Origin of the sequence: Bacillus sp. FSL M7-1020 (assembly GCF_038050415.1) — a bacterium.
GTDB lineage: Bacteria > Bacillota > Bacilli > Bacillales > Bacillaceae_G > Bacillus_A > Bacillus_A toyonensis.
The window spans coordinates 2,078,104-2,103,856 of sequence record NZ_JBBOTW010000001.1 but is presented as its reverse complement, the minus strand read 5'-3'; the positions used below and the strand labels follow the sequence as shown (position 1 = coordinate 2,103,856).

Here is a 25,753-nt window from a genome sequence, read left to right as displayed (position 1 = left end):
TATTTATATGGAAACAAAAAACAACGAGCGCCTTCTACAACACTCGTTGTTTTTACTTTATGCACGATTTTCTTTTAACCACTCCGTAATAGCATCTAACCTCGAAACATCAAAACGTCTATCTTCACATACGTTTAAGCTGTTTAAACTTTTCACAATTTCTAATTCATTCGACTTTATACTTTTTGCTTCAATCAATTTACAGTACCCGTCTGTGACGGTATTTAAATTTTCATAATAACACTGCAACGATTTTGATATATGTAAATGTTTTTCAAAGTTTCTTCTGCTTCTCGTCTCATCAAATTCTTTTCGTTTTCTAGGTTCTTCATCATTCGTGTACAAATAAAAATATTGATCTGGAAAACCAATTTCCCTATTTATCATCTTTTCTTTATAAAAGTTTTCTATTAAAGATAAAGGCTGATTAAATATATCAAAATGAAAACACCAATTATAACTAAGTGGCTGATATATATCCCCATCAAGTATTACTAATTCATATTGCTGCGATTTTTGCACTGCCATATTCCAGCGCTCTACTTGTTTTTCAAAATACCATGTTCTATGTTCATTTTTTGGTCTTTCAAATAAAAAATTCACTTCAGGTATAATGAAGGCTCCATAATTGTTTTCTAGTTCACGGCATGTTGTACTTTTCCCAACAGCACTCGCTCCCTCAAACGCTATAATCCCCATAGTTTCTCCCACTTTCATTAACTAAAATCTCGTTGTTTCGCTCTTCTCCCCCATAACTGTCTCCATAAAACAATTGAAGCGATAGAAAGCATTATTGTTGTAATAATACTACCTTCAATCCCAAATGAGCCTCCATGAAGGACTTCATTGCCATTTTTTACAGGTTTAAATAGTGGTGTTGAATATATCGTCATTCCACTAACGGCAAAGCCATAAACGTTATATTGTGCCCAATTCCAAATGGAATGCCATGCACAAATCCCCCAAAGACTACTGTCCTTTAAAACGTAAAAAGCTGCAAATACGCCAACTAATATTATATTCGATATTGAAAGAATTGTAATTCCTGGATTAAGCAAATGAAGAAAACCAAATAAAAAGGACGTCACAACAATTCCAATCCATATACGGCTTCTAACAGAAAGAACTGGGAATAACCAACCTCTTACAACAATTTCTTCAGTGGCCCCTTGTATTAAAAATGCGACTAAAGATCCTACAATACCAAATATAACTGTCATCGTAATTTCTTGCATTTGTAGTTTTACATTTCCTGTTAATATGAGTAAAATTACTGGTATCGAAATGAAAATACACCCTATTAGTGCCCCTCTCAAATACTTTCTCATCCATTGCTCATTCCAAAAACCAATAGATGAAAACGACCTTTTCTCTACAAATTTAATCCATAAAAACACAAAAAATATAGCCCCGCCAAACGTTAATATCATCTCAATATTGCTATAAATTGCCTTCATAAAAGTTGTTTCTGTTTTCGGTAAAAACAGCATAAATAACATAAACAATTCACCTAAAGTCAAAAATACAATTGCAAGTATAACAGCAAAGACAGGGTGAACTTTCCTTCTTCCTTCTTTTGCTGCTTCGATTATTTTAAATTGTTTATTTTGCAATATTCATCCTCCTAATTATTGTAATCATCTTTATTCTTAAAAAATATACCGTTTCCTTTAAACATACTTTTTTATATAAATGATTTCTGTTTGGAATACATTCAGATTAGGAATAATATATAAATAAAAGAGATGTCTTTGTGCGTTTTACCATTATCGCCCAAATTACTCACTGGTATTACCAGCACTTGCTATTTCACACCATTTGTTGTAAGATAGTAATTAAGGTCAATTTAACAATATATTTTCTTTGCATATTATCAAGTATCAATCAGGACCATTTCGTACTCCTTATGGGTTTTTGATAATATGTGAACTTTTATTTTCATTCAAATAAGGCCGATCATATTGTAATCTTTTTAAATTTTAGGAGGCATTACCATGACATTAACAGGTAAAGTAAAATGGTTTAACAGCGAAAAAGGTTTCGGTTTCATCGAAGTTGCAGACGGTAACGACGTATTCGTTCACTTCTCAGCTATCACTGGCGACGGCTTCAAGTCTCTTGACGAAGGTCAAGAAGTTAGCTTCGAAGTTGAAGACGGTAACCGTGGACCTCAAGCTAAAAACGTTGTAAAGCTATAATTCAAACAATAAAAAGGTTGTTACCAGCTCGGTTAACAACCTTTTTAATATATAACTAAAATTTTTTACATAAAAGGAGTGGTTACATGTATCGCAATCGAAAGAACGATGTAGCAGAAGTACCACCAGAACAAACACCTGTTTGGGAATGTGAATCAGAGGATTGTTTAGGATGGATGAGAAAGAACTTTTCATTTGAAGAAGAACCTAAATGCCCTTTATGTAAAAGTAGCATGAAAAGCGGAGAACGTTTATTACCTAAGTTAGGTTAATTTTACTTAACCCCTCTTTTAATAAGAGGGGTTTTTATTAAATATTTAATTCCTCTACATCTGTTCGCACTATAGAATATAACAATGCATCGTGTTGTTTATTTCCTTGATGAATATAGCCGCGTAACAAACCTTCCTTTTGAAAACCTATTTTAGATAGCATTTTACAAGAAGTAACGTTTTCAGGATATGTAATAGCTCCAATTCTATATAAACCTAAATCTTGAAATCCATAATGAATGATTTCCCCGGCTGCTTCCGAAGCATATCCCTGCCCCCAATAACGCGGATGCAAATCATACCCTATTTCAGATCGTTTACTCCATAATTGTAAATTATTCAACCCAATTGTCCCAATTAAAGTGTTTGTTTCTTTTAACACAATCCCCCATCGTATTGCCTTTTTCTCAAAGTAATTTTTCGAAAAAGATTCAATCATACGTGAAGCTTGGCCAAATTCCGTAAAAGAATTCATACCGTAATAACATGTAACTTCATCCAATGAAAAGATTTCATATATTTTTTGACAATAAGATTGTTCTATTTCAACTAAACGCAAGCGCTCTGTTTCTAATATAGGGAATACCACAGGATCACTCCTTTCTCTCTACTAATTTATTATACCAGAAAAAATATTCATAATTAGGCAAGTCCTCAATGTCCCACTAATCAAATATTTCTAATGACTCTTTTCCTTTTTATTCTATAACAAGTAAGAGTATACCTTCTTACTTGTTGATTACCGCCTTGGTCATATAATGTAATTTATATTTTGCTTATTTCGCTTTACATAATACCAATATCCCTCCAGATACATCCGTTCGCTCATTATAAGAATAATTTCCATTCTAAAACAACATACTAATTCATACATTAATGTTAAAATATAGAAAATATTCCATTCTATTATGGAGGTGTAAAAATTCTATGTATATATTCATCAGCTTAGCCCTCTTACTCATTTTGCTTATTTTTTTATTCGCAAAAAAATTCACACCAAACTCATCCATGATGACTAACTTTAAAGGAAATAGCTTTAAGACATTTTCAATTGGTATATTAATCGCTGCCACACTCTCTCTTTCATATGGAATCTATCACGCAGCAACATATCAACCTAGTTATTTAGATATTAAATTACATAACCAAAACTACACCGTTTTCGGTAATGTGGGCGAGTTCGGTTATTTCTCAGCGAACTTACCGAAAAAAGATGTAGAAGTTGAACTGTATTTCGCCTCTTGGGAAACATTACAGTTTAAAAATCCAGAAATATTCATAGATTATCCTTCAGGCAAACAAGAATTTTGGAGGGCAAGTATAGTATCAATATCCACAAATAAACTAAAAGAAAAACACAACATAAAAGAAATTTATCAACTCTCACCATACTCATTTAAAGAGTCTGGAAATATTACATTAACAATAAAAGAGAATAATGGAAGAACTAAAAAAGTTTCCATTCAAGTGAAATAAATAAAAAACTGTCCCTCCAGTAGACTGAATGGACAGTTTTTACATATGTATTCTATATTATTATTTTAACTCTTCACTTAATGTAGTCATTATTTCTTTGGCCGTATTCTTCCCGTTTCCAATACATGCACCAATTCCAACACCGTAATATGAAGCGCCAGCTAAATATACATTAGGATATAGAGCAGTCAATTTTTCATTTAATGCTTGAACCGCTTGATTATGTTCTAAATGATATTTCGGCATTAAATCTTTCCAATTTGTAACTTCAACTACTTCTGGTTCACCTTTAATTCCAAGACTCTTTTCAATATCATATAAAGCGACTCGTACTAATTCTTCTTCACTATAATTTTTGATCGTTTCATATATCGGATTGGTACTCTTATAAAACATTCTTACTAAAAGCTTTTGTGTACCCGATGTATGTTTCCACTTCCGGCTTGTCCATGTACAAGCATCACAATGTAAATCACTGTTTTCTGTTACGATAAACCCTGTACCGTCCGCCGGTAGTTGTTCATCTGGAATGTCAAAACCTAAATAAATACTAATAAGTGATGAATTTTTAAATTTATTAAAATGCTCGTTTAACTCATTAGATTGTAATAAAGTTTGTGCTATATCATGCGGAGCTGCTAAAACAACATAATCAGCTTGGATTGATTCCTGATTTGCAATAGAAATCTCATATTGATCTCCTCGTTTACTTACAGCCGTCGTTACAGCACCTTTTTTTATGACAGTTTCAGTTAACTTGTCTTCTAAGCGATTAATTATCGTAGATAGTCCACTTTTAAATGATACAAACTTTTTATTTCCTGCTGATTGAAATTGCTTTTTATTCTCTTCAAAACCTTTCATAATACTTCCATATTTATTTTTATAATCAAGTAAATACGGTAATGTTGATGCCATTGTAAGCTCATTCAATTTACCAGAATACACGCCTGAAAGTACCGGCGCAATTTGTCTTTCCACTAACTCTTTTCCTAAAAAGCTTTCTAAAAATAGAGCAAGTGATGTATCTTTCGTAAACTCTTTATTTTTCGTTATAAAATCTTTTAAAGCAACAATTTTCCCTTTCGTTGAGACTAGCGTACTGCTAAACAACGACTCGACACTCATCGGAATACCAAATATACTGTCAGAAGGAATTGGGTGTAAAATATTATCAGAATATATGTATGAAATACCCGTTTCGTTATATACCATTTCTTCTTCTAAGTTTAAATCTTTTACAAGCGGCATAACATGTTCATTGCGAGCAACGATAGAATCCGCTCCTGATTCCATAATAAAATCCTGTTCTTCAACACTATGGATTTTACCACCTAAAGACTCTTCTTTCTCGACAAGGATTAAATGTAAATCGATATTATAATCCTTTTTTAATTTTTCTAAATAAAACATAGTAGAAAGTCCCGTTATACCTCCACCGATAACAACAACTGTTTTCATATGTGCTGCGCTCCTAACCGATACAATTAATCATTCCTTTATTTATTATACCCAATACTCCTTACATTCGACTAGCGGCTTGCGCATTCTGTAAAAAATTTGACACTATATACAAATACATTTATATACATTTAATCCGTACATAACCATCATTGTAAATGAATATATAAAAAAGAACTATAACATTTACAAATCACGTCATAGTTCTCTCTATTTTAAAAACATAAAGTAATTGATCAGTTTGTCTATTTCTTGACTTAATGCCAGTACTTTTTCATGTTGAATTCCATAATCCGATACTAAATATAAAAGTTCTTCTTTTTTTATTTCAATTACCTTTTCCAATTTTACTAGTTCCATGTCGATTTACTTCTCTCCAAACATAAAATGTATGTTATTTAGTATAGCCTACTTACATAATTAGTAAAAGTAAAATACACATGTAAAATCTTACATATTTGAAAAAACAATATGCTACTAACAAAAAAAGAAACTTATATCCTCCCTTTTTACAGATTATTAAAATTCATTACGAATGAATAACATACCGGAATTGTTCTAAGGTTATACCTTTATATTCCGGAGCTCTCTTTATATGATCAAAATAACTATATGAGAATTTGAAAACATGTCCAAAATCCCAATCAAATTCACTATAGTCCTTTAGCCAAAATTGATTTTCAGTTGGTAATACGTGAGCACGTTTAGATTCAATTAAAGGCAAATGATCTATAGGAGAATGTAGATTTATTTTAGTATTCAGCATAAGTTTTTTACTAGCACGCAGTACGTATACTAGTTTTAAAAGCGGACGTATCCCTCGTTGAAATACATCTTTATGTCCTAAATCATACATTATATTAATTGCGTGGGAAAAAGTAAGCATATGGCCAATTAAATCATGATGTGATTCTGCTCTATAAATAACCTTAAACTCCGATAGTTCATTTAAAATAAACTTAGATAATTGTTTTGGATTTCTTAATTCACTTTGTATCTCGTCATATATACTTAATTGTTTAACTTCTTTCGTCGTAAAACCAATCCACGATCTACCAGGAATTGTTTTTTGAAATGATAATATAAGATCAGTTATCCCTTCTATCGCTTGATTATTTCCCCATTTTTGTAGCTCTTTCATAGCTAATAAACTTAATGCCGCATAAATGACGTTATGCCCGACCCAATGAAGTTCATCAATTGTATATTCCAATGATTTTATTATCTTTTTTTCAGCACTTTGAAAATCAATTTCTTCTTTACTATCGATGATTTCATCTAAGTTTTTCTTGTTCAGCATCATTTTTGTATGAGAATGCATATTACGAGCTATCTCTTCTTCAATATTATTATCCTTCATGAAAAAATAACTAGCAATTGCAGCTGCCCCGTAATGTGCATGCCAAATATCCTTTGTTTGTTTTTTGCATTGAGAAATAATTGAAAGGCCGCCTTTTAACAAACTTTTATTTTCCATTTTCTATCCCCCATAATAAAACTCACTTTATATTCATCCTAAAGATGGCGTTAATACAAATAAAATGTGATTCGATTCATCACTTTTATTCAAAAATCGATGCTTCACGTTTGGTGGGATACGTACAACATCACCTTCTTCTAAAAAATATTCTTTTCCTTCTAATTCCACATAAACTTCCCCTTTCATGACAACCGCAATCTCTTCCTTATCTTCATGTGAATAGTGACTTTCCGTTGTGCTTGCTTTTTTATTTAAATCCATCATTAACATTTCAATACGTGCTTTCATAAAATCAGGTGTTAATACATCATATACAATGTGATCATTATTTTCCCGATATACTTTTTTTCGATCTTTTTTCTTAGAAATGAGTGAGTCTGTATCAATATCATTAATAAAAAGTGTAAATAGCGGCACATTTAATGCTTTCGCAATTAATTCCAATACATTTAAAGAAGGATTAGCATGTCCTCTTTCAATTTGGCTAATCAGTGACGTGCTGATCCCTGCATACTCAGCAAACTCACGAATTGTCATATTATTTTTCTTACGATAACTTAAAACAGTTTGTCCAAGTCGATAGTGAATCAAAATAACTACTCCCTTTCGTCCATCATAATGTATGTTTCATTCCCTTTGTGCTGACTTACTAAACAAGGGCAAATAATCCTTTTCTATCGTCTTCGAGACTTATATACTTACCTTTGTGCATTATATCGCATTAAGTATATTATAATAAACACTCTATCGGAGGGACAGACTTTGAAATCATCTATTTTTTCATATTTCATCTTATTTTTCGGTGTATTCGCCTTATCAACTTCAGCAATTTTTGTGAAATTGGCAGATGCTCCTGCGGCAATTATTGCTTTTTATCGATTATTATTTGCTACAGTAATTTTGTTACCGTTATTACTATTTAATAAAAGGAATCGAAACGAACTAAAAACATTATCGAAAAAACAATGGGGATTCGGATTTCTATCCGGGCTATTTTTAGCTACACATTATGTACTATGGTTTGAATCCTTACGATATACTTCCGTAGCAAGTTCTACAGTTATCGTAACGTTACAACCTTTATTTTCAATGGTTGGTGGTTACTTTTTATTTAAAGAGAGATTTACGAAAGGAGCGGTTATCGGTTGCTTCATTGCCATTTCAGGAAGTATCGTCATCGGTTGGCAAGATTTCCAAATTAGTGGCGACGCTTTATACGGAGATATTTTAGCATTTATGGCGGCCGGCATTATTACAGCTTACTTTTTCATTAGTCAACACATTCGTAAAGATTTATCTCTTATACCATATTCGGTAATTAGTTATGGAAGTAGCGCATGCTTTCTCGGTATATTTGCTTATATGCAGCAACAATCTTTCATTCATTACGCTACACAAACTTGGTTGTCCTTTATTGGACTAGCTTTCATTGCAACGATTTTAGGACAAACGATATTCAATTGGTTATTAAAATGGATGAGCGCTACTGTTATTTCAATGAGTATTTTAGGTGAAACAATTGGTACTTGTGTTCTAGCATATTTTATTTTGAGTGAAACCATTACTTTACAACAAGCACTAGGAATTTCAATTATTTTCATTGGATTAACATTATTTTTATTACAACCGAAACTAGCGAATCGCAAATGACAATTAAAAAAGCATGACATTGATTTGTCATGCTTTTACATATTAATTATGTACAATTAAACCATCAGGTCTAAAACGACTCATCATAATTTCATTTATAAACTTTCCGTGAGCCTTTAAATTCCCTACCTTTACCCCTTCTACTACAAACCCCAATTTTTCATATAGATCTTTTGCTTTCGGATTCGTTTCTAATACACCAAGTTCTACTCTCTCTAACATTAACCAATTATCAGCTAAATCAAGCATTTTTGTAAGAAGTGCTTTGCCAATACCTTTATTATGATATTCACTGTCTACCCCAATAAATAAATCGCCTGAATGAGATCTTCGTCCCGGACTTTGTGTTAAGCCAATAAACCCTACTACTTCCCCGTCATATTCTGCAACAAATTCAAATTGATTTGGTGCTAAGTTTCGAATTCTATTTTCCATAGCGTCTACACGCATGCTAGGTAAGAAAACCATATAAGGTAAAACCTCATCCTGTATACATATACGATGAATTGCTCTAGCATCTTGTATTTCTACTGCTCGTATGTTGATTTCCATATTCCTCACCCTCCATATAAATAGAATTATATTATCATTCTAGAAACCTATATTAAATCATTCCCCACCTGTATTTCTTTATGTTATTTCTACATAATTATTTTGGTATAACACTTAGTTTCCAAACACCTTATCCTAACAACCTAATAACCCTATACTTTAAATTTTCACCTTATTATATAGCTCAAGCAAATTCTCTATTGGAATACCATTTATTTTCATACCAGTTACATCACAATTTACTATTTCAATATTTTTCAGGTTACTATTATGCATTGTACTACCTTCCAAATCACAGTTTTCAAATGAAAGAGGTTCCTTCTCATCTCCAAGACTTGTATTTTTGAATTGCACTCCACCTAATGTCACCAAATTAAATGTACTACTAGAAAGATTTAAATCTGCATATGAAGACCTTCTAAAGTTTATATTCCTAAACTTTGATTGACTTACATTACAATTACTCATATTCATATGCATTATATTACTACCAACAAATGCACTATTTTTTAAATTTACTTGATAATATTCTGTATGAACCAAATTACAGTTTTCGTATTGACCATTTTTCATATCTTTATTTTTAATTAGGTTCTCTTCACCTGCACCTACATTTTTTCTTTTTACATAGCAATACTCATCTTCAGATTTAAAAATGATTTCATAGCCCATTTTTTTATAAAAATGATGATTATTAACTTGTCTACTAGATGTTTCAAGATCCCAAATCCTTATGTTCGGAAATTTTTCTTCTATTAACTTAATAATCCTTGATCCAATTCCTTTTCCTTGAAGAAAAGGCTCTACAAAAATACGATCGATTCTTCCGTACGATTTACCAGAGATCGTAACTATAATTCCCCCGATTATTTTTTCATCCATTATCACTTTGTAAGAATCCAATTCTTCAATTGAATATTTCATCATTTCAACTGAAGAATATCCTGGCGGTTGAATGTTATAATCAATTACATCATATTGGCCGCATAACCACCGCTTCGCTTCTTCGTCAAATGTTCTTTTCATTATTTCTGTTAACTTTTCAGCATCTAAAATTGTAGCTTTTTCTATAGATATTATTGTCATTTTTGTGTTCCCCTTCATTGTTACAATCTCATAACTTTTGTAATCTATATAGTTATAAAATAAAGAAAATTAAAATCAATCACTCTCTTTACTATTAAACTACAAATCAACCTATATTTTCCACTGTTACTTAGTATGAATGAATAAAAAGAAGAGAACATGTAATATACACATGTTCTCTTCTTTTTATTTTACGCTTATTCATTTTCAATTTTATATAATTAAAAATTTGATATTACTTAAAGCCATTCGTTACATGTATTAACTAGTTCCTGTAAATCCTCTATAAAACGACTCGCATGATATCCATCACAAACCGCATGATGTACTTGCAATGAAAAAGGTAGCATTACCTTGCTTCCATCATTGAAATATTTTCCGCAAGTTATAATTGGTAATAGAAAATCACCATCATTATTAATATTTAAATTAAATCCTGTAAAACTAGTCCAAGGTATCCCAGAAATCGGATAAACATTTGGCGGAATATTTTCTTTCGGGAAGAGACCATGAACATTAGCAAAACATTTCATATCCTCTTCATAGTTTTTATAGAAAATGTGGAAATCACTAGAATAATCCGTCCATATACTTGAAAAAGATTTATCACCTTTATGAAAGATTGTATAACTAGGTATCATTTCCTCCCAATACCCTAAAACTCCTTCATCATTAAAACATGTTCGAAATTCTTTATGTTTATTTATCATTCTAGAAATTATATAAATAAAAGTCGGATAAAATTTTATTTCCTTTTGATGTATTTTCTCTAGCATCATCGTAATATCAACATTCGCTGTCATACTAAACGAACACTTTAATTTTAAATAATGTTCAAAATACTGCTCTCTATTCCAATTTTCTCTGTCAATTACATGAAACTTCATTTCATTAGCCTCCTAAAATTTCATTTTTATTTTAGAAGGCTAATTTCCTTGTTTTCACCACACTTGTTCACTCCTTATAGTTTACATTTATACTCACGTTTTTATTTAATTATATAACATTTGCAAAAATCCATTCACATATTTCTTGCAATCCATCCACATACTATTAATAATGTGAAACTTTAATCAGTGGGGGGCAGTTGATCCCCCACCTAACCTTCTTTGTTTTTGCCGAATTTTGAGGTGGAGGTCTTACTGCCCGTTAATGCGGGATAAATCAAATGACGTTTGGAGGATTCAAACATGCATGATAAAAATGAAAATAAAAAAGTAAATGTTATCGAAAACACTACATCTATTCACAATAATAATACTGCAAATCTAACTAGCGAAGAACAAGCAATGAACGGCTTATACGGAATGCCCGAAACAACCATTGAAGATGCTGATCACGCTGTAACTGATGATTTGACTTCAAAAAATTAATGAACTACATAGAAAAAAGCCAAGGAAAATATCCTCGGCTTTTTTAACTATGCATCCACTTTTTGTATTTCTTCACTCTTTTTTGAAAGTTTCCCTGGCCAAAAAGCAAAGCGACCTAAAACAACTGTAATTGCCGGTACAAGTAACGGTCTTACGATAAACGTATCAAGTAAAACTCCAATTGCGGTCACAATACCAAATTGAACTAAAACTTGAATTGGTAACGTACCTAACACCGCAAAAGTTCCTGCTAAAATTAAACCTGCGGATGTAATGACACTTCCTGTTTGTATAACACCATTTTTTACTGCATCCAAGTGATTTTGTGTCTTTCTGTTTTTCCATATTTCTGAAACCATAAAGATATTATAATCTTCACCTAAAGCAACTAAAAATACGAATGCGTATAGCGGTATCGCCCCTTGTATTGCCGGCGCTCCCATACCAAAGTGAAGTAATATCCATCCTGCTCCTAATGCAGAGAAGAATGATAAAACAACTGTTACTATTAAATAAATCATCGCTACAATTGATCGTAAGTAGACAAGTAATAGTAAAGCTATTATACTAATCATTACTGGAATAATAACTGCTTCATCACGTTCCGTAATTTGTTTTGTGTCATATAGTGACGCTGTTTCTCCACCAATCCACAATTGACCTTCAACATCATTAATCCCCGCATCTTTTAATACTTTTTCTACACTATTTTTCAATTTAGGGATTTGATCTAGCGCTTCAATTGCGTACGGATTTTCCGCTAAAGAAACTTCATACATTTGTATTTGTTTATTTTCTTTTCCCTCTTTTGGCTCTTTCACTGTATTTACAAAAGAAAATTTCTCTATCTCTTGTTTAATAGGAAGCTCTTTTCCTTTCGTATTAACAACAACTTTTACTGGCGCTAGTTCTCCAGCTGAAAAATGATCACTAATTAACGTAAACCCTTCACGTGAAGGCATATCCTTCGGAAACGATTCTAAAAGGTCATATGTGTATTGAATACGTGGTACGAATGAAGCTAATCCACCTAATACAAACATAGTTAGCATAATTATTGTCCACGGTCTTCGTACGACAATATCTCCAAGTTTATTACTAAAGGAGCCTTTTGATTTTTTAACTTCTATTACTTTCTGTTTCTTTCTTGCAAACTCCTCATTCATCGCAGTTGTTCTTGGTATAAACGGAAAGAATGCAGCTCTGCCGAAAATTAATAAAAATGCAGGAAGAATTGTTAAAGCAGCAACCCCCATTATGAATACAGCAACACTAAATGGTACTGCAAATCGATGAAAGGCGCCGTAATGAGCAAGTAATAATGTTCCTAATCCAAGTACGACAGTTAATGCACTCATTATAATTGCCCCGCCAGATGCTTTAATCGCAAGTTGCAGCGCTTTATATTTACTTTCTTCTTCTAACAAGTACTCTCTATATCTTGAAATTAAAAATAGACAATAGTCTGTACCCGCGCCAAACAATAATACGGTCATGATTGATATCGCTTGGGCATCTACTTTAATCCACCCATGATCAGCTAAAAAACCAAGTGTAGGACTAATAATACCGTATGCAAAGCCAACAACAAGTATAGGTAAAATTGCTAAAATTGGTGAACGGTAAAGTAAAATTAATAAAACCAATACTAATAGTACAGTAGCGACTAATAATTTCACATCAGCTTGACTAAATAAACTAACCGCATCTGTTTGAATACCTACAGGGCCAGATAATCGAACATGTAAACCAGAGTCCGTTATTTTTTGTTTAAATGGATCAACATCCACCTTACTATTCACCAGTTTTCTTACATCTTCAAGATTTCCCTTTAATATATCCGTACCAGCTGATTTATTAAAGAATATCGATGTGACAAATGATGTACCATCTTTTGATGCACTTTTTGATAATACTTGCTCTGGAATTGTATCAAATGGTGGTAACATTGATTGTTCTTTTAAAGGGCTAGCTTTTAACTCTTTATAAACGTCCTGTATAAGTTTATAGTCTTTTGACTGTAATCCACCATCTCTATGCCATACTACTAACAACGGATTTCCTGCATTATTAGGAAACTCTTTTTTCATAAGTTCTTCCGCTTGCTGTGACATAGCTGTTTCAGGTAAATTTTTCGGATTCGGTTCTTTCGTACTATTTACTTGTGGCAACGTAAATGAAAGTACTAATGTAATAAGGATCCAAACTGATAAAGTTATCCATTGCGTATTCTTCCCTGCTACAATCCTCCCTAACATATGTAACGGGTGCTTTTTCATAAAAACCCACCTTCCTTTTTTCCTACAATATTAATTATATATACTGGTCAGTTAATTAATCAAGAAAGATTAAAAATTATGTTATAATTATCTCAATAATAAATGTCAGGAGCGAATGTATTTGGAACAAAAACAACGTCCTCTCGGAAGACCTCGTCAAAATAAAAATACAAAATCTACAAAAGAAATAATTTTAGAAGTTGCAACTCGATTATTTCTTACTCAAAATTATCAAGTCGTTTCTATGGATGAGGTCGCGAAAGAATGCGGTGTTACGAAAGCAACCGTCTACTATTACTATTCTACAAAAGCTGATTTATTTACCGCTACTATGATTCAAATGATGATACGTATAAGAGAGAATATGGATCAAATACTTTCCACGAATAAAACTTTGGAAGAAAGGTTGTTAGACTTCGCTACAGTATACTTACACGCAACGATGGATATTGACATGAAGAACTTTATGAAAGATGCAAAACACTCTTTATCTGAAGAGCAGTTGAAAGAATTAAAAAATGCCGAAGATAACATGTATGAAGTGTTGGAAAAAGCACTTCATAACGCGATGCAACTTGGAGAAATAAGTAAAGGCAATCCTAAATTTGCTGCCCATGCTTTTGTATCTTTATTATCAATTGGGAATTTTAAGGATGAAAATCACAATCCTATTCTTGCAAATATAGATGAATTAGCACAAGAAATCGTTTCTTTTTATTGGAACGGGTTAGGTCATTCGTATTAAATAGATTTCCTTTAATAAAAGAGCATATTTGAATTTTTCTCAAACATGCTCTTTTATCAATTACGTGTTTTATTTATATACTTACAATTAGATTATTCTTTAGCACCAATTAGCAAAAAATTATTATTTACAAATTTTGAATTTGTGCATTTATATTCCCTTTACTTAATCCCCCATGGTAACAAACTACGGATTCAATATCTAGATTTAAATACTTCTTCAAAGACTGTTGTGCTTCCTGAACATCCAAAGTAGTTGGAGCATGAATTCCTCCTAACATTCCATTTACACTATACATTGAATCCCCAGCGATAAGAGTTTTACTTTGTTTCAAATATAAACTAATATGACCCGGCGTGTGTCCTGGCGTATGGAGAATTAGTATGCCACCGCAATACGGAAGTTCTTGTCCATCAATCACAGTATCACTCACTTTTCCTTTTGGTAGATTCTCCACATTTCCACCTTTCAATAAAGGTAAATCCCCTTCAATATACGGCTTATCTAGCTCGTGCGCATAAACTTTAATATTACTTCCACAGTTCTGCAACAACTCTGGAAGACTACCTGTATGATCTATATCCTGATGCGTTAAAATCACTGCTTTTAATTTATCAAACGATACGTCAACTCTCTCCATCTCTACTTGTATATCTTCAATTTGTCCAGGGAAGCCAGTATCTATTAATACTGCCATTTCATCATCCCATAAAAGAATTAGGTGAATAATAAATTCTTGTAATTCAAGTTGTAACATTTCTACCCCTTTAGCAATCTCCATACAGCAATTCTCCTTTATACTGAAGTTTGAAAATATGTACGAGTAAACTGAAAATATAAAGCGCCACTATCTTTTAATATGTTTTGTCATCCCAACAGAGAATACCTCAAACCCTATAGATTCATAGTAAGATTGCAATTTTTCCACACACATCAGTTGGGGAATAACCTTTTTTTGTTCACAGTGCTGGATTAATCGTTCTACTATTTCTTTTCCAATGCCAATGGACTGATATTTTGGCAATACACATACACCACAAATAACGCCTGTTATTACACCATCAGATATAACACGCCCCATGCCAATTAATTGTTGCTCTTTAAAAGCATATATCACATACCAACTTTGTTTACACATTTGTTCCAATTCATTAACCGTTAATTTTAGAGAATTCCATCCTAAAGATTCATATAAAGCTACTAATTCATTGAAATTTGTTGGATGTTCAATTGTGTAGCTTATTTTAGTTTTCATAAACGCCTCCCTATTCTCCTATTTATTTGTATCCTCTTTTACATTGCTCTATTAAAATTTTTAAACCATCATCAACTTAACTTGAACAAACTTCAATAAGAAAAATAGAATTCCTTCTCAACATAAAATAAAAAGAAGTTACCTCACCTGAGATCACTTCTTTTATATAAATCTACCACTATATTATCACCCAAAAATTATGCAGCTACATACAATAAGAACGAACAAAACTAATAAACTGTTTGAGAAATAACCCATAGAATACTACCCCTTTATTTCATTATGTAAAAAATTTTATCATAAAATTATTTACAACATAATAACTGAAAAAGACATTGCATTCATTAGTTACGTATATTTAGTAATATTTTATTTTTGGCCATATTCGTCTTTTCTAAAATCACTTCTCATCCTCCTCTTCTTTAGTTCATATAATTTCAAAATAACAAATTAGTAAATATTAATTTACTATAATAAGTTTAAACATTTGATTTATAGCTAAATTAGTAATAAAATAATGACTAAATCCAAAAAGGAAGCGAAAATAATGTCTCATAAAGAATTATTAAACGAATACATGAATTTATTATTAAATATGTCAGGTACTTTCAAATTTCTATCAGAAAAATCCTCTGAATTTACACATTTAGAACAACACGTAGTGGAGTATCTCGCCCAGCAAAAAGTACCTGTAAATTCAAAGATGATTGCTAATTATTTAAACATTCCTAAGCAACAATTAAGTGTAACTTTACGTAATTTAGAACTAAACGGCTATATTGTAAAAAAACAAGATACGGTAGACAAAAGAGCTGTATTAATTTCTCTGACAGAAAAGGCTGAAAAGGTACATTATGAGAGATGGAAACAAATTTATAAAAATTTCACAGTAAACCTCGAAAAGTTATCTGAAGAAGATAGGCGGGATTTAACTTACGGACTATATAAAACAAATACAATGCTCTCAAAAATGTTACATAACGACTAAATATATTGTTTTATTATGCAACGGAGGATGTTTCATGGTTAAAGAGTTAGATTTACAATCAGTACAAGGTACGATGCTTATTCCCCTATGGGGACGAGCATATGGCAGTGAGAAAAATAAGGATATTTTAGATGATACAGAGGCTATTCGAATAATTAAAGAATGCGATTTTGACTTCTCAACAATAGCAAATACATTTGGCGAATACGGATGTATCACATACATTACCCGTGCACGAAAAATTGATGATACGATAAAACAATTTATAGCAAAACACCCGAACGCCACTATAGTAAATATCGGTTCAGGACTAGATACTACTTTTTCAAGAATTGATAACGGTACAATACATTGGTATAACCTTGATTTACCCGATGCAATCTCTTTTCGCAAGACTTTAATTGAAGATACACCTAGGAATATTAGCATCACTAAATCATTTTTTGATACTTCTTGGTTTGACGATATAAGATATGATCCAAACGACGGTATTCTTTTTATATCAGCAGGTGTATTTTATTACTTTAAAGAAGAAGATTTAAAAGAGATCATAGTTGCTATGTCAAAACGTTTTCCTGGAGGAGAGCTATATTTTGATGCTGAATCAAAATTCGCACTGAACCTTTCGAATGCAACCGTAAAAAAATCTGGTAATAACGGCGCGATGATGTATTTTTATGTAAACAATCCAAAATCAATAGAAAAATGGTCTTCTTCCATAAAAGTATTAAGTTGCTCCCCTTTCTTTAAAGGTATACCTACAAATAAAGATTGGGATGGTAGTACACGTATTATGATGCGAATTGTAAACGTAATAAAGATGTTGAAGTTTGTTCATTTGCGGTTTGAAAAATAATAAATAAAGAAGGCCGCAATACATTTATATTTAGGTTATACATGTTAAACTTAAGAAAAAGGCAGGAACATATTTGATATGTTCCTGCCTTTTTCTTATGGGGTACCGATACATAGTCATATAGCTATGAAAAGCAACTACCCCAAAATGAGAAATTTAGCATCTTAACACCCCTCAAGTAGCTTCTGTATATAATACATTTTAAATTTAATTTTTCTTGATAAATCAAAGATTTCCTGGCATACTCTTAAAATTATTTATGCACGAATAAAATCTCTTCGTAAACGTCCAATTGCACTAAAATATACAAAAATTGAGAAATATGAAAAAGACACTCTTATGAGTGCCCTTCTTAGCAACTAAGTCCGCTGCAGCTTTTACCATAACCCATATGAATTTCGTCTGTAAGAGGAAATTTTAAGTTCATATTTAATTATTAAAATAAACCGCACCAAAGTTTTCATTAAATCTTTTACACCAAACAGAAACCGAACCATATTCATTTACATCTAACCCTTCAGGAATTTCGTAGTTTTGGTCTCCTTTATTTCCCTTTAATTTTCCTAATTCAATATACTGATAGTTTTTTACGTCTTCATTATTTTTCAAACGATTTGTAGGAACTAATACAACTCGTACATCTGGCCCATTTGATGTTGCAAAATTAGAAAGTCGTAAAACACGTTTTCCATCCGCTAATTGGTGAATTTTTGCCGTTCCAGTTGTTTCATGGACACCGTTTTGAAACTGACCTTCCCTTATTACTCGATCACTTTGTTGCCTTACTTCAGTTGATTGTATCTCTGCTTGTGGCAATGATTCATTTACGTGCTTATCAATAAATAATTTCTCTGGTCGGAACAATGACCATAAAATCCCCAATACAATTATTAAACCACCTATAAGCCATACATATTTTCTTTTCATAAAGTAAAAAACCTCCTGTAACATACTGTGTAGTAGTATGTTAACAAGAAGGTCTTTCATTTTTCTAACGTAAATGTTACAAAAGTCTTTCAGCCATCTTATTTTTTACTGATGTGATGGGAAGAGTGAACCAAAATTCACTTCCCTGCTTACCATCTGCGCGATTCCTTACACCAATTTCCCCTTTGTGCATTTCAATTAATGATTTTGCAATAGCTAATCCAAGTCCGGAACCTCCAGATTGTGAACTTCTTGATCGATCTGTTCTAAAAAAACGTTCAAATACACGTAATTGATCATTTGGAGAAATTCCCATTCCTTCATCCCGCATAGTGAATTGGACCTGTTGAGTTGATTTATTTTCCACTACAGTCAATTCAATTGTTCCAGAGATAGGAGAATATCGAATTGCATTATGTAATAAATTACCTATGACCCTTTCAATTTTGCAAGGCATAATCAAAAGTCGAGGTAATGTATCAGGGACATCCAATTGCACATGGATTTGTTTGTCTCCTAATAAGACAGAATGTGACTCTAATACATCTAATAGAACTTTATCTAAATGTGTGAAACTTGGGTGAAAATCTACTTGCTCAAACTCTAACTTTGAAAGATCAAATAAGTCGTTAATTAATCCATTTAATCTTTCTATTTCTTTTAAAACCGTTGCCAAGTATTGCTTTTTTATTTCAGGATCTTCAATCAGGTTATCTTGTAATGCTTCTATCATCATTTGCATGCTCGCCATAGGTGTTCGTAAGTCGTGTGAGATATTGGTAATTAGCTCCTTACGAGAGTTTTCCTGTTCCTCTAACTTAGTAAACCCTTCTTCTAATTTTTTTGCCATCTGTTGAAAAGCTGTTGCCAATTCTTTAAACTCACGTGGTTCTTGCCCAATTATATACATCGTTTCAAAGTGTCTATCACTAAATTGTTTCGTCAATTTTATTAAATTTTGTATAGATTTCATGATAGGACGTGTCATTAACCAATAAATAAACGTTGAAATAATGAATGCCACAAATGCAATTACTGTTAATAACCGCGTTTGTTCCGGTTCAAGTAACATTTTCGTCTCACTATACCATATAGCAATTACCATAATACTAGTACTTAATAGATTCATGAGTAACAATTGAATACGTAATCTCATGTTTCATTTCCTCCATTTGGCTCAAAGCGATATCCTATACCCCAAACCGTATGAATCCAACGATTCTTTATCGTATGCTTTTCGAGCTTTTCACGTAAACGACTCACTAACACGGTAACTGTGTTTGATGCTCCTTCATGTCCAAAATCCCAAATTAATTCAAGAAGCTGCGAGCGAGAAAATACTTGTTTTGGATGCTTTGCCATGAGATAAAGTACCTCAAACTCTTTCACCGTTAACTCCACTTCCTTATCACAAACAAGTACATATCTTGTCTTTGGATATATTTTTAAATCTGGAAACTCTATCACTTCCAATAGAGATTCTTTCGCTTGTATTGGTACATGGCTTCCTCTTCTTAGTATAATTTGAACCCTTAATACTAATTCACGAGGGGAAAATGGCTTTGTTAAATAATCATCTGCCCCCATTGTTAAGCCTAAAATTCGATCCCTTTCCTCTCCCTTAGCAGTTAACATAATAATAGGGACATTTGACTGTTGACGAATTTCCTCGCATAATTCCCATCCATCTTTTTTTGGCATCATCAAATCTAATATAATTAAATCTGGTTGATGTGTAAGAAATAAATCCCAACCTTCTTTACCATTTACAGCGGTATAAACTTCATATTCTTCTCTTTCTAAATACCGTTTGCATACTTCTCGAATATTTTCTTCATCTTCTACGATTAAAATTCTTTTCTTCATATACTATCCTCACTTCTTTTTCACCAATAATGCAAAATTTATTGTTTCTATTATCCAATGAAAATTCAGAAAATAAATTTTGTAATACAGATAGTAATCTTAACATTTGATTACTTATATGACTAGATAAGTATTTAAAATAGTAGTTACTAAATTATATAAATTAAAAGGAATGAGTCCGATTCAACATCGAACTCATTCCTTATTAGTAACCTAAATTATTGTATCTAACTTTACGGATTCAATTCATTTCCGGTTCTCTTTTCAAACTTAGCAACAGAACTGTTACCGATTACTGAACTCTTGATAGATTCCATGCTATAGTATCAGTCCCATTCTCTCCATTACCATATTTCATATAATCGATTAAATATCCTACCTTTAACTTGTTACCATTAGATAGTATGTTCCATTGCTTATGGTATCCAGTGAAATTCTTTGGATATGCATGATTAAATTTAAAAGTACTTGCATTCTGTTTTTGATCTAAATGGATATAACTATCTTGAAGTTTTAAATATGCATAATCTGAATAAATAGGATTTCGAAATTTAATTAATACCTCTTCATCCTTTTTAATTGGTTTTCCAGGTTTAGGTTGACCTACTCTTTCAATAATTACATTCACTTTTTCATCGCTAGATTTTTCAGCCCAAAGATACTCCCATTTATTCCCGGCATGATGACTTCCCCAATAAGCTGTATTTCCATATGAAGCTACGGTATAAGGAACCCCTTCTGTAACAAATTCACCTGAATTATCTACTACATAATCTTCAAATTCTTTATTAGCTTTAATTTCAGTATCAATCTTTTGTGTAGGGGTTAGATTGTGTGCGTCATTGATTTCAAATGTAACTTTTCTGTGCGAAGCAATTTCAGATTTAATAGGGTGTATATTTTCTCTAGACTCATATGTAAATCCATTCTCACGTTTAACTAGTGTTACTGTTTGTGACGGAGCATTCCATTTCTTACTATAAGTAGTAGGAATCTCTTTACTCACACCAAATAAACCAGGTAAAATTGTTGCCCTAATCTTTTGCGTCACAGAATCAAAACTACCTTCTACTAATGTTGGTTGCTGTAGTTTTGCAAAAGCACCGTGTACAGAGTCTTTATGTAAATAACCGCGATTTCCCTGTCCCGCTTTTAAATCGTTCAATGCATCAGTTCCATTATTAGCTGAAACTACTGATACGTTATTAGTACTTTTAGCCTTGTTTACAATATGATTTACTTTTTTCGTATCTATATTTACATGTTGAAAAACTTCGTTATAGGATAAAACTGGCGTATCAGCAAGGGATTTGTCTTTAGGAGTATATACCCTAAACTTTGGTATATTTCCTATATCTGTTTCTAATTGTTCAGTAGCTGCATTTACTCTAGACTCATATCTCCCTGAATCCCCCAAATGCATAATTTCTTCACCTTTTTCAATAGATAAATCCATTGTACTTGTAGGTAAAACTTCAATCGAAAGAAGTTCCCCTTGTTCAACAGCTTTCAATTCATCCAAAGATAAGACAATATTCGCATCTGCTTGTCCTTCTAAACTGTCAATTACTACTTCTGTTTTATTCCGTCCACCTTTTTCTGTACTTAAATAGTTTGCTTTATAACGATCTTGTGTTGCCTTTACAGTATTAATAATTTTGTTTCCTAAACGAATATTAAAATGAGGCGAAACATTTTCAGCGGATGCTGTTCCTACATTCTTATATTCCAAATGTACCCGTAATTTTGCTGCGTTCGCTGTATCCACAGTTGTTGCAGTAGACCAATCAAAATTATTTGTATAACTCTCCGTTTCCGTAGTTGTTTTTGAATATCCGTATCCCACATTTGCTGAAACACTTCCGGAAGGAACAGGACCGGCTGCTGAGCCTTCTACACCACCTGAACCACTTAAACCTACATTAAATGAATGTTGTGTAGATACACTTTTTTCCCATCCTCTGCTGACTGATCCGCCATTATTATCCGTAATGGTCGCAATAGGAATTACTTCAATTCGTTTGACACCAATTTGCAAATTCGGCATGTTGGCAACTATCGGATTGAAATTAGTATCAGAATCTTTGTTATAATTCTCAACCTCATACATATCAGTAAAAGGATCACCATCCGTATTTGCATTCATAGGATTCGATATAAATTTTGGTTTCCCTTTATCCTTCTCGGGATCCCATGCTTTCGCTTCATTTTTTCCAGTTTGTGAATTGAATTCAATTTTATATCCATTCATCTCTAAGTCGTTAGAAATACCATCTTTATCCCAATCGTTGTTTGCCATTTCAATGTTTTGTGTAATGAGTGAACCTATTTCCCCATCAGATCCGAGCGTGAAATTCTTATCTTCTTTTTTTACATTTACATTCTCTTTGAATATTTCAACTGTACCTCCTGGATTCGGTTGTTTTACATCTGCTAAAGCAGGAGATGCTAAAGTCAGTGCCATCGATACACTACCTAATACACTAATTGCTGGCTTCAATTGTTTCATTGTTATTTTTCCTCCTTGGTTTCTAGGTCAATTAGAACACCTACTAGTAAGATTAATTTCATCATATATAACAAATCTTTCTTTTCTCTCTCATAACTGTTAAAAAAGTCTCTCGTAAATGTTACAAAACACTTACAGAGTTTTTAAAATCTATATATGAAACATTAAAAAGCCGTAATATGAAGAATCGATTACAATATATACAAAAAAACAGCTAGCCAAAGCTAACTGCTTACTAATTTATAAAATTTCAGTAAAAGAATGTTTTAATTTTGAAGCGTGCAAATTGGAAGAGTGACTTCAACTATAGTTCCCTTATTCACTTCACTCTCAATAAATACCTTCCCCTGGTGTGTTTCAATAATTTTATAACATACCATTAATCCTAAGCCGATTCCCTCTTCCTTAATACTGTAAAAAGGTTCTCCTAAGTATGGTATACGTTCTTTTGGAATCCCACATCCTTGATCGATAAAGCGAATCCTTATTTGATTATTATCAAGTTTATCAAATTGAATCAAAATTTCTCCTCCTGTTGGCATGGATTCAATTGCATTTTTTATAATATTAACAAATACTTGTTTTAATTGATTTCCTTCACATGGAATCAATGGAATACCGGGTGTAAAATCAATTCTAATTTTTATATTATTCATCATTGCTTGAGGTTGCAGTAGCATTAAAACTTGATCCATTAGCACACTAATATCATTAGGTTGTATCTTTACCACCTGTGGTTTGGCTACCGCCATAAATTCATTAGTAATACTTTCTATACGCTCAATCTCTGATGATACTATATTTATATACCCCTGATTATTCTCAGTTTCCGTTGATTTTAGTAATTGCATAAACCCTTTCATTGCGGTTAATGGATTATTAATTTCATGAGCCATTGCAGTCGCTAATTGTCCTACGACAGCAAGTTTTTCAGATTTCCGTAGTAATTCTTCTGTTTTTAGCCGTTCAGTGATATCACGAGAAATACTCAGGAAAACCTTTTTACCATTTAAGTTAAAAACACGGACACTAAACTCAGTTGTTATTATTTTTCCTGTTGGAAAAGCATATTCATCTTGTAAAGTGAAGGAAGTTTCTCCCTCTCTAATTTTTTCTAACAACCTTACAATCATTTTAGAATCTTGTGGTACTACATTTGGAAATGGTAACGAGAGCAGCTCTTCTCTACTATATCCAAATCTTTTACAACCAACAGGGTTTACCTCAATGAATCGACTGGGAACATAATTTTCATTCAGCTCTACTACATATACTGCATCAGTTGCTTGTTCGATTAGTGCACGGTACTTCATTTCACTATCTTTTAATTGTTGATGTAATTGATGTCGCTCTCTTTCTGCTTGTTTTCTTTCAGAGATGTCTCTACATATTGCAGATAAAGCTATCACATTTCCTCTTACGTCTAATATAGGAGAAACTGTCAGACTGACATCAAGAAGACTTCCATCGTTACGTCGTCTAACAGTTTCTAATCTAGTAACTACGGATTCTCCCGTTAGAATTTTCTGAATATTTTCGAGTGATTCTTCCATTAAGAAATCTGGTACACAAGGTAATCTCTTACCTATGATTTCTTCTAATGACCATCCAAATATCTTTTCATAAGCTTTATTTGCTTGTAAAATATGCCCTTCTCGATCAGATATGGTAATAGCATCTACATTATGCTTTATAAATGATTCTAGTAATTCTTTGGTAGCTCTTAATTCTGATTCTACCTTTTTCCTTTCGGTTATATCGACTGTAGAACCAACAACTTCAATAACTTGTCCATTTCGTTTAATCGGCCTAAGTGCAATAAGAATAATTGTTTTATCATCTGGCCAGGGTAATTCGAATATAATTTCTTTCCCTTCCCATGCCTGAAGATAATACTTCATCAATTGTGAAACTAAATGTGGTGGAACAATAGAGGCATCAATAGTCCGTAAGCTTTTCCCTACCACCTGTTCAGAGTAAAATCCTTTTTGATAATAAAACTGTCCATCACATAAAGTGTGTATAAAGTGCTTACCCACTTTTTTAAATTTAAAAATCCCTCCTTGAAGCTCATGTACGGTATCTGTAAGTTCTTGCTTGGATTTTTTTAATTCCCGGTTCATTTTAGATAAGTCCTGTGTTAAATAATACAATCTCTGGTAGGCTTCCATAAGAAATAGCCCAATTAAAAGTCCTAACGCTATATATAATAAGCCTCCTGTGTAAAGTAATGTAGTATTAAATAATACACCAACTAACCACTTTATTCCGACAAAAATAGAAAAATATAAAGATGCACTTTTAAAAGGATGAAGGTTTTTAAAATATGTTTTAAAAGTAAAAAATAGAACACTCATACTTAAATATGCAATCACAGGTGGCTCCCAATACCCACCAATGAAAAAGATACGCATTATAATTATGCTAATTAGTGTAATCCAACCAGCAATGCGACCAAAGTAAATAAAAGATAGAATAAGAGGAACAACTCGAAGATCGTAGGAAAATCCCATGTATGGAAAAGAAAAGAGCATCAAAGTAACTGCAATAATCCCTCCATAGAATTTTTCGAAATATCGCCTGGAATGAATCAAAAACACTTGAATAAATATCGCTGCGCTAACTAATAAAGAAAAAATAGAAAGATTGATGAAATAGTCTTTAATAATCATGTAATGTCCCTCCCTGCATTAAAGATATATTCGACATAAAAACAGAAAATCCTACAAATAATATACACAGTTCAGGTGCAAAAAAATATAATTCCGTACATGACAATA

26 protein-coding genes are annotated in these 25,753 nt (G+C 32.3%); 8 read left to right on the top strand and 18 right to left on the bottom strand.

Going from position 1 to position 25,753, the window contains the following annotated elements; genetic code table 11:
• Positions 1 to 57: 57 nt before the first annotated feature.
• Both MHB70_RS10715 and MHB70_RS10710 read right to left on the bottom strand, forming a co-directional pair.
• Positions 58 to 717 carry a hypothetical protein gene (locus MHB70_RS10715; RefSeq protein ID WP_000862575.1) on the bottom strand — a complete coding sequence of 220 codons (660 nt, stop codon included), beginning with the start codon at positions 715 to 717 and terminating at the stop codon, positions 58 to 60.
• A complete protein-coding gene (locus MHB70_RS10710) occupies positions 717 to 1,613 on the bottom strand; it encodes a CPBP family intramembrane glutamic endopeptidase (protein ID WP_001180195.1) in 897 nt (298 codons plus the stop codon). The genes MHB70_RS10715 and MHB70_RS10710 overlap by 1 nt, the downstream gene beginning before the upstream one ends.
• 381 nt (positions 1,614 to 1,994) lie before the next feature.
• On the opposite strand from MHB70_RS10710, the gene cspD reads away from it, so the two are divergent.
• Positions 1,995 to 2,198, top strand: coding sequence for a cold-shock protein CspD (cspD, locus tag MHB70_RS10705; RefSeq protein ID WP_000176365.1), 204 nt, complete (start codon positions 1,995 to 1,997; stop codon positions 2,196 to 2,198).
• Between the two features lie 86 nt (positions 2,199 to 2,284).
• The gene (locus MHB70_RS10700) at positions 2,285 to 2,470 is read left to right on the top strand and encodes a cold-shock protein (RefSeq protein ID WP_000286203.1); all 186 of its coding nucleotides are present in this window, start codon (positions 2,285 to 2,287) and stop codon (positions 2,468 to 2,470) included.
• A gap of 37 nt (positions 2,471 to 2,507) precedes the next feature.
• Here the strand turns inward: MHB70_RS10700 and MHB70_RS10695 are convergent, their stop codons facing one another.
• Entirely contained in the window at positions 2,508 to 3,059 is a 552-nt protein-coding gene (locus MHB70_RS10695; RefSeq protein ID WP_000231763.1) for a GNAT family N-acetyltransferase, read from the bottom strand.
• A gap of 338 nt (positions 3,060 to 3,397) precedes the next feature.
• On the opposite strand from MHB70_RS10695, the gene MHB70_RS10690 reads away from it, so the two are divergent.
• Positions 3,398 to 3,946, top strand: a complete 549-nt coding sequence (locus MHB70_RS10690; protein ID WP_000275259.1) for a hypothetical protein — start codon at positions 3,398 to 3,400, stop codon at positions 3,944 to 3,946.
• A 60-nt stretch (positions 3,947 to 4,006) separates the two neighbouring features.
• On the opposite strand, the gene MHB70_RS10685 is transcribed toward MHB70_RS10690, so the two are convergent.
• The 4 genes from MHB70_RS10685 to MHB70_RS10670 all read right to left on the bottom strand — a co-directional run bounded on the left by MHB70_RS10685 (position 4,007) and on the right by MHB70_RS10670 (position 7,478).
• Positions 4,007 to 5,407, bottom strand: coding sequence for a protoporphyrinogen oxidase (locus tag MHB70_RS10685; protein WP_000860341.1), 1,401 nt, complete (start codon positions 5,405 to 5,407; stop codon positions 4,007 to 4,009).
• Between the two features lie 210 nt (positions 5,408 to 5,617).
• Positions 5,618 to 5,767, bottom strand: coding sequence for an aspartyl-phosphate phosphatase Spo0E family protein (locus tag MHB70_RS10680; RefSeq protein WP_000424361.1), 150 nt, complete (start codon positions 5,765 to 5,767; stop codon positions 5,618 to 5,620).
• Between the two features lie 169 nt (positions 5,768 to 5,936).
• The gene (locus MHB70_RS10675; protein WP_000428913.1) at positions 5,937 to 6,884 is read right to left on the bottom strand and encodes a hypothetical protein; all 948 of its coding nucleotides are present in this window, start codon (positions 6,882 to 6,884) and stop codon (positions 5,937 to 5,939) included.
• A gap of 33 nt (positions 6,885 to 6,917) precedes the next feature.
• Entirely contained in the window at positions 6,918 to 7,478 is a 561-nt protein-coding gene (locus MHB70_RS10670) for a helix-turn-helix domain-containing protein (RefSeq protein WP_000582250.1), read from the bottom strand.
• 171 nt (positions 7,479 to 7,649) lie between these two features.
• Here MHB70_RS10670 and MHB70_RS10665 point away from each other — a divergent pair, with 171 nt between their 5' ends.
• A complete protein-coding gene (locus MHB70_RS10665) occupies positions 7,650 to 8,537 on the top strand; it encodes a DMT family transporter (protein ID WP_000842529.1) in 888 nt (295 codons plus the stop codon).
• 42 nt (positions 8,538 to 8,579) lie between these two features.
• Here MHB70_RS10665 and MHB70_RS10660 read toward each other — a convergent pair whose 3' ends face one another.
• From MHB70_RS10660 to catA, 3 genes are all read right to left on the bottom strand, one after another.
• Complete coding sequence (locus MHB70_RS10660; protein ID WP_000405103.1) at positions 8,580 to 9,089, bottom strand: GNAT family N-acetyltransferase; 510 nt, start codon at positions 9,087 to 9,089, stop codon at positions 8,580 to 8,582.
• A 159-nt stretch (positions 9,090 to 9,248) separates the two neighbouring features.
• A complete protein-coding gene (locus MHB70_RS10655) occupies positions 9,249 to 10,193 on the bottom strand; it encodes a GNAT family N-acetyltransferase (protein ID WP_002043377.1) in 945 nt (314 codons plus the stop codon).
• Positions 10,194 to 10,414: 221 nt separating this feature from the next.
• Entirely contained in the window at positions 10,415 to 11,062 is a 648-nt protein-coding gene (gene catA / locus MHB70_RS10650; RefSeq protein ID WP_000668560.1) for a type A chloramphenicol O-acetyltransferase, read from the bottom strand.
• Positions 11,063 to 11,365: 303 nt separating this feature from the next.
• Between catA and MHB70_RS10645 the strand changes: the two genes are divergently transcribed.
• Complete coding sequence (locus tag MHB70_RS10645) at positions 11,366 to 11,548, top strand: DUF4021 domain-containing protein (RefSeq protein ID WP_000543745.1); 183 nt, start codon at positions 11,366 to 11,368, stop codon at positions 11,546 to 11,548.
• A 47-nt stretch (positions 11,549 to 11,595) separates the two neighbouring features.
• Here the strand turns inward: MHB70_RS10645 and MHB70_RS10640 are convergent, their stop codons facing one another.
• Entirely contained in the window at positions 11,596 to 13,827 is a 2,232-nt protein-coding gene (locus MHB70_RS10640; protein WP_000716533.1) for an MMPL family transporter, read from the bottom strand.
• A 121-nt stretch (positions 13,828 to 13,948) separates the two neighbouring features.
• Here MHB70_RS10640 and MHB70_RS10635 point away from each other — a divergent pair, with 121 nt between their 5' ends.
• A complete protein-coding gene (locus MHB70_RS10635; RefSeq protein WP_000436003.1) occupies positions 13,949 to 14,572 on the top strand; it encodes a TetR/AcrR family transcriptional regulator in 624 nt (207 codons plus the stop codon).
• 127 nt (positions 14,573 to 14,699) lie between these two features.
• Here the strand turns inward: MHB70_RS10635 and MHB70_RS10630 are convergent, their stop codons facing one another.
• Together MHB70_RS10630 and MHB70_RS10625 are read right to left on the bottom strand one after the other, a co-directional pair.
• Complete coding sequence (locus MHB70_RS10630; RefSeq protein WP_000401510.1) at positions 14,700 to 15,353, bottom strand: MBL fold metallo-hydrolase; 654 nt, start codon at positions 15,351 to 15,353, stop codon at positions 14,700 to 14,702.
• 66 nt (positions 15,354 to 15,419) lie between these two features.
• Entirely contained in the window at positions 15,420 to 15,827 is a 408-nt protein-coding gene (locus tag MHB70_RS10625; RefSeq protein ID WP_000850348.1) for a GNAT family N-acetyltransferase, read from the bottom strand.
• A 547-nt stretch (positions 15,828 to 16,374) separates the two neighbouring features.
• Between MHB70_RS10625 and MHB70_RS10620 the strand changes: the two genes are divergently transcribed.
• Both MHB70_RS10620 and MHB70_RS10615 read left to right on the top strand, forming a co-directional pair.
• On the top strand, positions 16,375 to 16,815 hold the full coding sequence (locus tag MHB70_RS10620) for a MarR family winged helix-turn-helix transcriptional regulator (RefSeq protein WP_000018437.1): 441 nt from the start codon (positions 16,375 to 16,377) through the stop codon (positions 16,813 to 16,815).
• Between the two features lie 34 nt (positions 16,816 to 16,849).
• Positions 16,850 to 17,671: a class I SAM-dependent methyltransferase gene (locus tag MHB70_RS10615; protein ID WP_000237904.1), complete on the top strand. Its 822-nt coding sequence runs from the start codon at positions 16,850 to 16,852 to the stop codon at positions 17,669 to 17,671.
• Between the two features lie 429 nt (positions 17,672 to 18,100).
• Here the strand turns inward: MHB70_RS10615 and MHB70_RS10610 are convergent, their stop codons facing one another.
• The 5 genes from MHB70_RS10610 to MHB70_RS10590 form a co-directional block, all read right to left on the bottom strand.
• A complete protein-coding gene (locus MHB70_RS10610) occupies positions 18,101 to 18,598 on the bottom strand; it encodes a DM13 domain-containing protein (RefSeq protein WP_000824734.1) in 498 nt (165 codons plus the stop codon).
• Between the two features lie 76 nt (positions 18,599 to 18,674).
• Positions 18,675 to 19,754, bottom strand: coding sequence for a sensor histidine kinase (locus MHB70_RS10605; RefSeq protein ID WP_001239398.1), 1,080 nt, complete (start codon positions 19,752 to 19,754; stop codon positions 18,675 to 18,677).
• Entirely contained in the window at positions 19,751 to 20,464 is a 714-nt protein-coding gene (locus tag MHB70_RS10600) for a response regulator transcription factor (RefSeq protein ID WP_000746049.1), read from the bottom strand. The genes MHB70_RS10605 and MHB70_RS10600 overlap by 4 nt, the downstream gene beginning before the upstream one ends.
• A gap of 292 nt (positions 20,465 to 20,756) precedes the next feature.
• Entirely contained in the window at positions 20,757 to 22,973 is a 2,217-nt protein-coding gene (locus MHB70_RS10595) for a binary toxin-like calcium binding domain-containing protein (protein WP_061529964.1), read from the bottom strand.
• A gap of 266 nt (positions 22,974 to 23,239) precedes the next feature.
• Positions 23,240 to 25,645 (bottom strand): PAS domain S-box protein, encoded by a 2,406-nt coding sequence (locus MHB70_RS10590; RefSeq protein ID WP_000584266.1) that lies wholly within the window; start codon positions 25,643 to 25,645, stop codon positions 23,240 to 23,242.
• Positions 25,646 to 25,753 lie beyond the last annotated feature (108 nt).